This is a genomic window from Mitsuokella apri, assembly GCF_047974105.1.
GTDB lineage: Bacteria > Bacillota > Negativicutes > Selenomonadales > Selenomonadaceae > Mitsuokella.
Map to the genome: position 1 here is coordinate 123766 of NZ_JBHYRS010000001.1, position 13183 is coordinate 136948.

Genomic DNA, 13183 nt, shown 5'->3' on the forward strand with positions numbered 1-13183 from the left:
TTTCATTTCTGTTATTGTGGTGTTATCTTTATTCTCATAGTATTATCAGTGCATAATTTTGTGGATAAAATGTTGATAACTCATGTAAGATGTTGATAACTTTTCAAACCGCCTACGTCACGGCCAGTATACCGACGGCGTCACAGACGGTGTCACGGGCAATATTTGCCCTGTGGATAGCCGCTGGGCGTTGTGACGTCAGGGCTGCGGGGTTCGCTAACCTAACACGTAACCTAAAGAAAAGAAAAATAATAGTTACCGCGCGCGCGAGAACCGCTGCTCCGAAATCCTCTCTTCCTCATCTTTGCTTCTGTGAGTGTTACAAGTTTACAAATACATTAACTTTTATGCCAAATAACTGAATTTCTTGTAAAAAAGTTTTAATTTTATGCTTGACATTGACACTCACCACCTGTAAAATGTGTACACATAGGGTGGATCCCATAGAAAGACTTAAGCACGATAGTACGACAAACAGAACTCCAGAAAGCCTGCTTGTTCCTGTAAGATCTGATCTGAGCAGCTTTTCTTGAGACAGCTGGCTCGATCTCTCTGCAGAGACATGGCAGGCTTTTATCATCTCTGTTTGCCCCAGAGTTTTCCTGTACGTTATTATACAACATTTTGTTCTCGTCTGTTGTCAAACATGCGAACAAAATTATCATACTCTTTCAGCAAAACTAAGAATCACTAGGTAACAAGCTGCTTTTCAGGTAAAAAGGAGGAATTTCTATGTCTAAAGTCCCCGGTTGGATCAGCGAAGAACGCCACTTCTTTATGCGCCTCACGCGCCATCCGCTCAATGCTTCCGCTCAGGCTCTCTGGCACGTGCTCATGAACAAGGCCAATTCGTCTTACTGGCATTTCCCGCTCAAGATCCACACCTGTGAGCTCGCCGGCATCCTGAACGTCTCGGTCTCAACTGTCAAAGCAGCACGCAAGGACCTGCTGCAGGGCGGTTACCTGATCTTTGCCAACGGCAAGGGCGGACGCCAGCCGGCAAGCTATTATCTCCTCAGCATGGTCTATGAAGGCCAGCTCCTGTTCGGTCTGCCGAATACCGAGACATTCGCAAAAGATAAGCATAAGACAGAGGAATAACCCCACGTCTCCTGCTTTCTGCCATAAATCCCCCACTAATTTTTCTTCAGAAAGGAGCTCTCTATGAAAGAAATCATGATGTCTCAGCATGCCAAGGAACTCTGCTATGCCATCAAGAAGCTCGGCGAAGGCAAGCTCACGGAATGGTCACTGCACCGCATCACCGGTCATTCGCACGGCACATTCACGGCCGCACGCCAGGAACTTTGCCGCGACGGCATCCTCGAACTCGGGCACGAAGGCCGCAAGCCCGTCTACCGCCTGCTCGTCGAGCTCGATGACGAATGGCTCAAGAACTGATTTCCCTGACACGCATATTTTCACAAGAAAGAAAGGAGCAGCATTATGAAGATCTTTATCAATCCCGGTCACTCCCCGAACGGCGATCCGGATCCCGGCGCACTCGATATGCACTACGGCCAGCGCGAATGTGATGTCGCCGCCGGCATCGCGGCCAACTGTGCCTTCGTGCTCGAAAGCCTCGGCTACGACCAGGTCCAGATCCTGCAGAGCAACAACCTGCGCGGCGAAGCGCCGGGACAGCCAAACGTCACGGCACGCGCGAACAGCTGGGATGCCGACATCTTCGTCTCCATCCATGCCAATGCCTGCAGCGGCCATACCGCACGTGGCTGCGAAACCTACTATTGTACAGGCTCGGATTGGGGTTTCCTGATTGCCCAGTACGTGCAGGCTGAGCTCTACAAGTCGGTAAACAACGTCTCCCCGAACTTCCCGAACCGCGGCGTCAAGCCGGCATCCAGCCTCGCCGTGCTGCGCTGGACGCGCATGCCGGCCATCCTCGTCGAGACGGCTTTCATCGACGAAGAGAACGATGCCCTGCTCCTGCAGGACTACCAAGGCGTCTTCGGCTACGGCATCGCCAACGGCCTGCACCGTTTCCTGACTGACTACAAACGGCCGGAAGACGACGTCCTCGCCAATCACATCATCGAGGACCAAGGACGCGACACCTTCTTCCCGCCCTTGTACGCCTGATTCCCTAAAGCTTTTGCCGTCTCTATAGCTCAAAGCCCTCACAGCGACCGAACGCTATGAGGGCTTTTTCTGTGCATCCATATCAAAATCATAAACTCGTTACCAAGAACACCTTAATGCTTACATCTTCGATATAACATGCTCAATACGGCAACTGCCATGATGCCGATACTGCAGCCCACCGTATCAAATACGACATCATGCCAGGTCGATGTCCGTCCACCAGAAAACTGCTGAATGTATTCGTCAATGGCCGCAATACAAATGCCAGCCAGCAGGACCCATATCTTTCTCTGTCTTCCCGACAGAATCAAAGAAGCACAACTCATGGACAAGCCTAAAGATGCATATTCCGTCAAATGGGCGAGCCGTCGAATGCGGCCATCACTCAAATATGGTGCCAGCCATGTGCCATCTGCATAAGATAACATGATGCTCAACACGTAGCGGCTCTCTGCATGGGACGCTGTACCTGGCTGCAGGGAGTGCCACCAAATGAAGACCACTAGCAAAATAACGATAAACAGCGTGATGATGAAAATTACATTTCGTTTACTCATTTCTTCCCTTCGACATTTCAAGCTTCCTTCTGCAACGAAGATCTTGTATATGTATCGTCAATCGATTCCCATTTTAAAGACGCTGTACGACGGATTTTCGCATTACCTATATACAGGGTACCTTTCTATCACCAAGGGTCTCTACAGGCTGTACAGAGCGCATACAACAGTGGTATAGATAAACGGTATGTAGTTATTGGCATTTAAGATTAGCTGCCATAGCTTTTAGTCTGCTATACCATATACCAACAAAAACAGGAATACTAACTCCTACAGCCGTATATGCCAGCCACCAATAGCCTCCAGGATAGAGTGTTGGAAATGCTGCTACTGTAAATACTGGATCATGATAAAGCATGACACCAACATAACTGACAATCTTAAAACACAGAAAATGAAATATAATAATGGCCATGGTATGTCGTCCGACTATAATAAATATAGATTTTATCCTTGACAGGGCCTTATCGACAAAATACGAAATTTCATATATGAATTGCCAGCCGGCAAGGGATACGATTATAAAATATACTGGGTTCGTATAATCATTAGAACCAAGCTCAACGTGTCCCCATTGATTAAAAATCAACAATATCATAAAGCAGCTGCTAAAGATCAAAATATGCTTTATAATTGAACGCTCTGCACTGGATATCTTATATTTGCTAGCTATGATGCCAAACCAGAAAAGCCAATAGAATGAGGCTACGAGCTGAAAATAATGGAAATGAATATTTTGTAAACTACAAGCATATCCGATCCCAAGCATTACAATTGATACTCCACATTGTAACTGCAGAACAGAATATTTTACCCTTGCTACTACCACTCTCTTAATTATATAATCCATAACACAATAAGTAATTGCCAACTCAAATAGGCAAACCAAGAACCAACAGGCCCCAAGCAATTGTTCATTACCAATCATAAAAATTGCTTTAGCAATTCTCTTAACAATCTCTAGGTTCGAGTAGCAGTCTATTAAACGAATATACTTTCCATGAACATATTCTAAAAATAATGGATTATTCGTATAGATATTTATTTTTAGGAATGCATTATGTAATAGCGTAAATAAACTTGCAGCTGCAAAAAAAGGCCACCATAATGATTTTATTTTTCTTATGACAAATTTCTTTACTGCATTAAAGTTATCCGATTTATAACTTTTAAAGAAATAACCCGATGCGATAAAAAATATTGCCATGTGAAATAAATATATAAAATGCGTGAACGGAGCACCACTGTGTCCGCAAACCATTAAGGTAATACCAATAGCCTTTAATATGTCGATGACATTATCTCTTTTTCCGGCATTACGCAGCAGTTCCTCTTGCTTGCTTGCTTGCTTGCTTGCTTGCTTGCTTGCTTGCTTGCTTGCTTGCTTGCTTGCTTGCTTGCTTGCTTGCTGAGTATAAGCTTCTTCTGTTATTTCGTCAAGTTTATTTACCAAAATATCATACCCCTTTACCCTCTTCGCAAAATTGTCCTTATCTCTTTTACCTGCTTACGATGAGCAAACAAATATATTACGTACGCAAAACCATACACAAAAAGACAGAACCAATTATCCAGGCATACACTGGATATGATAAATACAGCTACCATAAGCAACTCTATCCCAATATCCCGTTTTAATTTAAGTCCCAGAATCTGCCCCATGTAGTGTTCCGCCAGCTCACAACGGAAGGCGTAAAGTAGAATAATAGAAAATACAGCAGCGTTTAAGTCATGCAGAATTTCTATTGTGAACAACGTAACGATCAGGGCTACGCCAACACTCATCAAGTTGATTTTCAGCATCAATGCCTCTTTACGCAGGCTCTTCAAATATGTATTGATCAACAGGCTGACCTTGCTCTCAAAGAGGCAGATAGGAAACAGCACCGACATGTAAATCAAGCTGTCTGCATACTTTGGCAGCCACCAGGAAAGAATCTCCTTGATCGGATAGTAAAAGACCAGCATGAAAAACAGGACACAGGCCAGAATGGTCCGGATCTGCCGATACATCTCTGGCAAACGCTGCTGGTCCATGCGCTTCAATATCGGGAAAAAGACGACACTGACCGAGTTGATGAAGACCATAAGGAAATTCGATATGCCTAAAGTCAGGGATACCTTGCCAAATGTCGAGACGTCCCAGCCAATGGATATTCCGTAACGCACGATGCCGATGATCAGCATACTGGCAATATTGGCAAACATCAGCTTGATGCCGACTTCCAGATTCAATCCAGCTTCATGAGCAATCTCCTGAACGCTGCCAATATGTACCGTCCATAAGTGACGGCACAAGTAAAAGCATACTCCAGAAACAATCAGCAACGAGCCCAGCTTTGAAAGATACATGTATTGAAACTGATTGAAGCCCAACAGCAAAAAGGAAAATACCAGAATCAGCAGTATGATTCGTTCCGACAAAATGATACGGGCATAGTCCTTGATCCGGTTCGTAATCTGCATAACAAGATTACAGCCTGTATTAAAATTAACAAAAACTGCTAAACTTATTGCACAAATGAATACGGTCTGCTTAATCGGATCCGTAATAAAAAATTGAGAAAAACATATCGCAATTCCTGCCAGTATTAATTGCAGAATGATGATTCCCCAAAACTGTCCAGAAAGCACCCGTGGTTTTAGATCATTAAAATCTTTTCCTGCATAACGTAAATACATTCCGTCTTCCCAGCCGAAATGTAGAAATCCCAAATATGAAAAATAGAACAAAAATAATTGCCATTTACCATAATCTTCAACAGGCATCAGCTTCGGTACAAACATAACCATCAGAACTGAAACACCTAATGATACAATATTTGCCCCAAAAGAATATATGATATTTTTAGCAATTTGTCCAAAGTTCATAATATAACTTTCCTCAGCATTATAAAATACAAGAATACGTTATTCTGCCGCTAATATCATTCGTGTAAACATATCCTTTAAATTCTTTGTAGCCTTCCAACCAAGCTGCTGGATCTTTTTAGTATCTAAATTCATATACAATTCTGGTGGATATAATTTTCCATTATTCTTTGACTCATCAATTACTACAGATACAGGCTCGTTGTACTTTTCTTTAATAACGTCCAGATTGGCTACAGTTTCAGCCATTTCCTTAATTGAGCAGTAAGCCTGCTCATTGGCAGCATTATACGCTTCTCCGATTCTTCCTTTTAATAATACTGTCAAGATAGCGCTTACTGCATCAGCTGTATATAGATAAGAATGCTCCGTTCCGCCTTTCGTGAACATTACAATGTTTTCATGGCGCATAGCAGATCTTGCAAATTGAGCAAATACTCTATTCTCACTCTTCCGAATCCCCGCGCCGAAAGTCTGCGTCAAACGGATTGATTTTGCTGGTACTCCATATTCGTCGGCATAACATGCACATAGAGATTCAACCATGCGTTTTACCTCTGGATAGCTGTTACGTGGTATCATGGTATCGACAAAGCTGGCATGTTTTTCATCTACTTTTTCTCTGCAATGAATACCACCATATACTTCCATGCTTGACAAAAATAAAAAACCTTCAGAACGATTTTCTCTGGCAAGTTCTAAAAGATGCGTTGCACCTTTTAAATTCATCATGATTGTTTCGACTGGATGTTCGGCAAAATACCGGCTTGCAGTCGGGCTGCCACCATGAACGATATAATCAATATGTTCATGCACAGGTGGTATATGCTCCAAGTCTCCTACCATAAATTTCAACGGAGCCCCTGTTGATAAAATTTCATGGAAACGTTCCTTTGCCTGATCTTCATCACGTACTAAGGCAATTATTTTTACCGGAATCTCCTTGTAAAGTGATGCATACGCTAAAGCGGAAATCAAATTAAAACCAATAAGTCCAGTAGCACCTGTGATAAAAATGGTTTTATTCGACAGTTTTTCCCAAGGAATATAATTTGCCTGTGTAACTGCTTCCATATCTTCATGAAAGATCTCATTTTCAATCCACATAACAGACTCTCCTTAAAATCCTACAATCTGTAAATTTTCTTTTGCATCCAATAAAGCTCGAAATAGATAGAAGTCTGTTGGTGTCGTAATTTTGATATTTTCTACAGGCCCATCTACCATATAAAGCTTTGCCCCATAATGCTGCATCAACATAGCTGAATCAATAAAATCACCACGATGTTCAGCCTGCGCCTTGAGATGAGCTGCATAAATATCTTCCAAATAAAAGCATTGTGGCGCCCGTGCCATTGCACACTGGGAACGATTAAAGATTTCTCCAACACGCCCAGCTTCACCATTGACAAAGATTGTTTCAATTGCCGGAGTAGTCGTAATTGCATTACCGTGCTCTCGTACACAGGCAAGACATTGACCGATAGTCTCCTGATCAATCATAGGACGGACCCCATCATGAATCAGGACAATATCTTTTTCATCCCCCATATGGTGATATGCAGCATCTAATCCATGGAAAATAGATTCTTGTCCAGTTGCCCCACCTGGAACAACGGATACCACTTTTGCTATTTGAAACTTCAATAAAAGTTTTTTGGCATAATCGATCCAAGATTCCAAACAAACTAATATAATTTGGTCAATCTCTGGATGTCTCTCAAATTCTTCCAAAGTATAGATGATAACAGGTTTTCCATGAACCTCTAAAAACTGCTTAGGCAGTGATTTCGTGTTCATCCTTTTACCTGTACCACCTGCAAAAATTACAGCTGTATTCATATCAGTCACCTTTGATTTCAAATAAATATGCCTTAAACGCGACGAATGGACAGCACTGATGCCAAAGCCATCTATCTATCTAAACAATATGCTTCCATTTCATGAGTCTTTCTTTTTTCAACAGGGGGCAATTCCATATAATCACCATATAAATTTGATAAGTAACTTTGCCAACACGAAAAAGCAGGATATCGATTTCCCTCAAAGATTACTTCTACGGATTTCTCAAATTCACGTTTTAACATTTTTTCACGTACGCCATATATGCCCCATGTTATGGCTCCTACATTTTTACTGTTTTCATAATCATAACTACGTGCAATGCTTTCAATATTTTTTATGAGACGATCTTCTCCATATAACCGTGCTAATGGTTGTAAAAAATATTTACTCATACGCCGTAAGAGGGTCTTTCCAGTTCCAAGTTTGCATCTAGTTAAATTTAAAATATTTCTATATCTCTCGCATGACTGATAAATTTTCTTTATTTTATCTTCATCATCCGGCAATCCATCAACAGGCATCACATCAATCCATAAATGTTGTTCATCGTCACTAGTTTTTGCTACCACTTTGGTAGATAAATCTAAGATTTTTGCATACGGACGATAGCTATTACCTACATCGTATGAAGATAGAGAATACCTTTTGTCAGCATTATCTTTAAATGTTTTTATAAGTCTTTCATAATCAGGACGTGGCATACAGACATCGATATCATCATCCCATGGTATAAAACCTTTATGACGAATCGCTCCTAATAAAGTTCCACCTACTAAATAATATCTCATTTTATATCTCTTACAATATTCATCAAAATATTGTAGAATATGTAATATCGATAGCTGAATCTCTCTTTGGCTTAATTTTCTTTCTATCATAATTCTTCCTTGCCTTTTACTTTACTCATGAGCACTCGAATTGGTATTTTTAATCTTTCTTCAAAAACAGATACGGAAAAACATAATTTAGCAAAAATCAGCTGAAATTTATTAACCTTTAGATAGTCTTGCAAATAGATTAATCGACTTTTATATATCATTTGAACACGATTTACTATGCTAGGAACACTTTTCTTTATACTTGTCGACTCATAATGATCGTATTTTTCGTCTACAAGCAAATATGTCTTATAGCCTTTTTTCTTTAACCGATATCCTAAAGTTGACTCTTCACAATAAAGAAAAATCTTCTCATCATAGGCGCCAGCTGCCAGAAACTCGTCTATTTTTACTGCTAAAAATGCTCCTGTAACACAATCCACTTGTTGATTATATGACAGATTATACCTTTTTGATGGTAAAAAGTGCCTTAAAATATATAGCGATCCAATAACATAACCGTTGTAGGTTGGCAATGACCATGCTGTATTATCTAGTCTCTGCTTGCTGTAGCCATTATATTGAACGGGCGCAACTGCTGCATAATCATCATTTTGTTTAAGAAACTCTATCATATGCTGTATGCAGGCTTTTGTATATGCTACATCCGGATTTGATACAAACGCTATCGCACATCCAAGTTTTTTTGCCAGCTTGATCCCATAGTTGTTCCCTGCCCCGTATCCCCCATTATGTGATGTTTTACAAACAATAACGTTTTTTTCTTGAAACTTTAGCAGCCTTTCGTAGGAATCATCTGGAGAACAATTATCCACCACTATGATATAATCATATACTGCAATTTTTTTGGCAAAGTTTATATAATCCGCTGTCGTCTTTGAATCTTTATAATTTAAAACAATACATGCTATTTTCCATTTTAACATATTATTTCCTCATTTAGTTATAGACTAAGTTTATAAGAAACTATTCCTGATATTGCTACTAAAATTAAGACAAATGTCCCCGAAGCCAACATATTTAATGCAAGCATCAAGACAAAAAAAGTAGCCACGATTTCTAATAAAAACACTATATTCCCATAGACAATGTTCATGATATACGAGAAAAATATAATCATGCCTATGATTCCAGTTGATACTAAAACCTCCGCAATAGCTCCCATATATGCACTGCCAAAAGAAGGATCATATGGTGTCGTAATGCCGTACGTGATTAATATATTTGATATATTTCCAAAGCCTGTACCTATGAACTGCATGATTATCGGTAAGTTATACCATACTGCAAATCCACGTACAATTCGTTGGTTTCCTGAAGTCGAATCCGCTCCAGCAGATGTATCAACTTCACTTAATCTTAGGATGAGTGTTTGCCCCCAATCGCTTGTTTGTATATAATAAAAAACTCCTAATATAATCAAACAAAAAAAGATACCGAATACTATTGCATAAACAATATTAGTTCTCCATAGTTGTTTCATTGCCGTAATCAGGTATATGAGCATTAATATAGTTACTCCTGTTGCAGACGTTGATATAAAAATCGCTATACTACAAATAACTATTGCGATATGAATTTTTCTTTTCGATATACCAAGCTTCCATTTTTTTATATCCACAAAGTTCATAATCAATAATATTGCTATTAAAGGCAATATATATGCTGCAAAACTTGTAGGCTCTGTAAAACCACCTGTGGCTCTCAAGCTATCACCATAATGATAATACTTAGGGATATAACGAGCATAATAAGTAGCCTGGTCCACGATTGTATAATTCAGTGGCAAACCTGGAAATAACCAGGGGATCGTTATATTAAAAAAAAGGAATGCTATGTTTTGAAGTATTAAAAATATAGATGCAGTCATACCACCTAATATATAGTATTTCAGAAAGAATCGAAGATTAAACAACTGTGTTCCTAAAATAGCTATTAACAAAAACTGCACTATATTCCTTAAAGGTCTATTTATTGGCCGCATATCTCCCATATCAGGCAGTGTTGTAAATATTAATAATGAAATAACTGTCGAATAAACAATGAAGATTAAATATAGAATATGATAATTTTGCATACTTACCTTCATACGATATGAAAGTAAATATGCAATAATTATCAGCATACCTAACAGCTCATTAAGACCTAAAAAGGTGATTCCTGGAACAGCATATGTTCCGATAAACGGGTACAGTGCTATCAAAAAATTAAATGCCAAGATAATTTTTTGATGCGATTTATCTCTAACAGTTATATCATCCATCTTAAAGAATCACCTCATTCATTAGCATATATATCTTATAAAAAGCAGTCCCATAACAATAGTATTTTCCTGCTGACAGGCATTTTCCATTTCATTAACTTAAATAGATTACTACGAACTATCTTTTTCAATGAAGAATATGAATTTTTTACCTCTGTATCATTTTTATCGTATCCGTACAATTTCATTTTCGATAATATTGTAAATTGAGATCGCAAGACATTCATCTCTGCATAATACGAAAATTCCGGTATATTTTCTTTTATAAACTTATATATCCTTTGAAATGCTTTTATATACTCAAAATCCCGCTTTGTAACCTTGCTCTTTGTCACACCGGAGTTATTTTGAAAATAAATATACATAGGTTCATGGATCACTATTGTTTTCGGACTATGTACACACATAAAAAAAGCTGCCGAAACATCTTCAGATATGGTTCCTTCTATGAATCTAAAATTTTGTAAAATTTTCTTATCGATTAAGCGCCCGCATGTGCTAATAATGCTGGAATCTTCTCCATTCACCCGAAAAAAACGTTTCAGCATTCCTTTCGTATCCTTAATGGTATACTGAACTTCCGTTATGTCCAAACTCACCGGTTCTTCATAATGAGTTTTACTAATCATACCTGTCATTGCGATAGGAGCGGAAGTCCTTCGAATTAATTTATATAATATTTCATACATCTGTGGGGCAATCCAATCATCACTATCAACAAAGTTAATATAATGTCCCCTTGCAATAGCCAGTCCAGCATTCCGCGCAGCCCCCGCTCCTGCATTCTCCTGATGAATCACTCTAACACGGTTATCTTCCTTCGCCCATCGGTCACAAAGCTCACCTGATTTGTCTGGAGAACCGTCATCTACCAGAATTAGTTCAATGTCTGAAAAGGTCTGTCCCAATATAGATTTCACACATCGATCTAAATATTTTTCCGCATTATATACTGGAACAATCACGCTAATTTCTGGCATCTAAACTGGCCTCCCATTGTTTACCGAGAAGATGAGCATACCTTCGCTAATTTTTCTATAATCTCTTTATCTACGTTCAAATCAAATTTACGTGCCATCAGAAACTTTGACTTTACCAGATTATCAAAATCATTCACTGTTAAGACATTCGGAGAATTTACAGGTCTGCCATCTCGACTTGACCAATCAACATAATGAAGGTAATCATACCTATTCTCTTTATAAGGAGACATCATAAACAATGTTTGAAAGAAAGATTCATCTGGCGTTAGGCTGTGCCGATATCCCTCTGCATACCAGGGGTTTCTCTTCAAATAATCAAGCAGCCAACTCACAAAATTGTTTGTAATAGCAATCCACTGTGGGCCAAAATAAAAAGGAACTGTGGAAAATTTGTCTTTTCGCCGGAACACATTGTAGGTATGTGTCCACCCCCCCGACACTTCAATATAAGCACGTTTGATCACACGCTTTAATATGCTTCTTCCCATCATAAAATGAGGAAATTTCAATATATTGCGCTTATCTTTATGAGTCTCTTTTCTCTCTGTTCCGTATTGATAAGATGGCCAGTAGCTAATAAAGTTATTTCCTTTATTTTTTTGGAAATAGTCTAAGATATATTCTGCTGATTTTATCGGAAAATCTTGCCCGCTGCAAAGCCAGTAATAATCAAATCTTTTTTCTTTATACGCTAATCGAATAAGATTGAGAGTGGCTTCAATCATAGAAAAGCCACTCCACTTAACATCAACACGAAGATGATCTGGTAAAATATGAATATCCTGTCTCATTTCTATCTGATTAACGATATCAGCCTTTTTATCCATATGGATAAAAAATTCGATATCCGGATGTTCCATTATATCCAGAAACATATTGATCTGCTCTGCATTTTTATGACAGAGTAGCAATATTGCTAATTTCATTACCAGATTTCCCTTCCATCAAATTTATTTGTAATGCTTTTTAATGCCATTTATCAGGTAAAAGGTAAAATAGTACGCAGCTTGTAAAAGAGATAATTTCTGACTCTCTCGATAAACCTTCCAAGTCCACACCAGACTTTTCTTCTTATCTCCTGAAAGCGACTCGTCAGACAGGCGATACCTCGCAAGATCTTCAGGCAAGGAATATGCCCTCTGCCCGTATTCACACAGGATATTGAGCCATGTAATATAGTCTTCATGCTTATCCGGTGGCATCTCAATATGCGGAATCTGAACACGGTCAATCATGACAGTCAGGCAGCCAATATCATTGCCCTTTAACAGCTTCCTATAGTCGACAAACTCCTTTGTACGAACCAGTCGGACCGGCTGTTCCGGCGACTTTTTAAACTGACTGTACCAAGTATAGGTAAAGGCATATTGATGTTCCTGCATAAACACCAGTTGCTTTGTCAGTTTTTCCGGCAGCCAAAGGTCATCACTATCTAGGAAAGCAATGTACCGGCCTTTCGCAAGGGCAATACCTGTGTTGCGGGCCTTAGCTACACCGCTGTTTTCCAACAGGCGCACGTAGCGGATTCTCGCATCATGAAAGGATTCCACAATGTCTGCTAAGGGTTCGCTGGAACAATCGTCAATGACCAGTAATTCCCAATCAGCAAAAGTCTGCGCTGTGACCGATTTGATACTCTCAGCCAGTGTTGCCCTGCAGTTATAAGCAGGCATAATCACGCTGACCGTAACGGCAAATTCAGGTGAGTTCTCTTTATGCATA

The 13183-nt window shown here is 39.5% G+C and carries 14 protein-coding genes; 3 read left to right on the top strand and 11 right to left on the bottom strand.

The window, feature by feature from the left end:
- The first annotated feature begins 732 nt into the window (after positions 1 to 732).
- The 3 genes from ACE419_RS00555 (at position 733) to ACE419_RS00565 (ending at position 2100) form a co-directional block, all read left to right on the top strand.
- Positions 733 to 1101: a hypothetical protein gene (locus ACE419_RS00555; protein ID WP_435720670.1), complete on the top strand. Its 369-nt coding sequence runs from the start codon at positions 733 to 735 to the stop codon at positions 1099 to 1101.
- Between the two features lie 63 nt (positions 1102 to 1164).
- On the top strand, positions 1165 to 1401 hold the full coding sequence (locus ACE419_RS00560) for a hypothetical protein (RefSeq protein ID WP_435720671.1): 237 nt from the start codon (positions 1165 to 1167) through the stop codon (positions 1399 to 1401).
- A 45-nt stretch (positions 1402 to 1446) separates the two neighbouring features.
- The gene (locus ACE419_RS00565; protein WP_435720672.1) at positions 1447 to 2100 is read left to right on the top strand and encodes an N-acetylmuramoyl-L-alanine amidase family protein; all 654 of its coding nucleotides are present in this window, start codon (positions 1447 to 1449) and stop codon (positions 2098 to 2100) included.
- 113 nt (positions 2101 to 2213) lie between these two features.
- Here ACE419_RS00565 and ACE419_RS00570 read toward each other — a convergent pair whose 3' ends face one another.
- The 11 genes from ACE419_RS00570 to ACE419_RS00620 all read right to left on the bottom strand — a co-directional run bounded on the left by ACE419_RS00570 (position 2214) and on the right by ACE419_RS00620 (position 13182).
- On the bottom strand, positions 2214 to 2660 hold the full coding sequence (locus ACE419_RS00570; RefSeq protein ID WP_435720673.1) for a VanZ family protein: 447 nt from the start codon (positions 2658 to 2660) through the stop codon (positions 2214 to 2216).
- Between the two features lie 193 nt (positions 2661 to 2853).
- Entirely contained in the window at positions 2854 to 4113 is a 1260-nt protein-coding gene (locus ACE419_RS00575) for an acyltransferase family protein (protein WP_435720674.1), read from the bottom strand.
- Between the two features lie 14 nt (positions 4114 to 4127).
- The gene (locus tag ACE419_RS00580) at positions 4128 to 5531 is read right to left on the bottom strand and encodes a lipopolysaccharide biosynthesis protein (protein WP_435720675.1); all 1404 of its coding nucleotides are present in this window, start codon (positions 5529 to 5531) and stop codon (positions 4128 to 4130) included.
- Positions 5532 to 5570: 39 nt separating this feature from the next.
- Complete coding sequence (locus ACE419_RS00585; protein WP_435720676.1) at positions 5571 to 6638, bottom strand: NAD-dependent epimerase/dehydratase family protein; 1068 nt, start codon at positions 6636 to 6638, stop codon at positions 5571 to 5573.
- A gap of 12 nt (positions 6639 to 6650) precedes the next feature.
- Positions 6651 to 7373, bottom strand: coding sequence for a 2-C-methyl-D-erythritol 4-phosphate cytidylyltransferase (gene ispD, locus ACE419_RS00590; RefSeq protein ID WP_435720677.1), 723 nt, complete (start codon positions 7371 to 7373; stop codon positions 6651 to 6653).
- 71 nt (positions 7374 to 7444) lie between these two features.
- Entirely contained in the window at positions 7445 to 8254 is an 810-nt protein-coding gene (locus tag ACE419_RS00595) for a LicD family protein (protein ID WP_435720678.1), read from the bottom strand.
- The gene (locus tag ACE419_RS00600) at positions 8251 to 9141 is read right to left on the bottom strand and encodes a glycosyltransferase (RefSeq protein ID WP_435720679.1); all 891 of its coding nucleotides are present in this window, start codon (positions 9139 to 9141) and stop codon (positions 8251 to 8253) included. The genes ACE419_RS00595 and ACE419_RS00600 overlap by 4 nt, the downstream gene beginning before the upstream one ends.
- Before the next feature lie 17 nt (positions 9142 to 9158).
- Entirely contained in the window at positions 9159 to 10478 is a 1320-nt protein-coding gene (locus tag ACE419_RS00605) for a hypothetical protein (protein WP_435720680.1), read from the bottom strand.
- Positions 10479 to 10513: 35 nt separating this feature from the next.
- On the bottom strand, positions 10514 to 11458 hold the full coding sequence (locus tag ACE419_RS00610; protein WP_435720681.1) for a glycosyltransferase family 2 protein: 945 nt from the start codon (positions 11456 to 11458) through the stop codon (positions 10514 to 10516).
- A 20-nt stretch (positions 11459 to 11478) separates the two neighbouring features.
- Positions 11479 to 12387 carry a beta-1,6-N-acetylglucosaminyltransferase gene (locus ACE419_RS00615; RefSeq protein WP_435720682.1) on the bottom strand — a complete coding sequence of 303 codons (909 nt, stop codon included), beginning with the start codon at positions 12385 to 12387 and terminating at the stop codon, positions 11479 to 11481.
- A gap of 24 nt (positions 12388 to 12411) precedes the next feature.
- Positions 12412 to 13182 (bottom strand): glycosyltransferase family 2 protein, encoded by a 771-nt coding sequence (locus tag ACE419_RS00620; RefSeq protein ID WP_435720683.1) that lies wholly within the window; start codon positions 13180 to 13182, stop codon positions 12412 to 12414.
- Between the last annotated feature and the right edge of the window lies 1 nt (position 13183).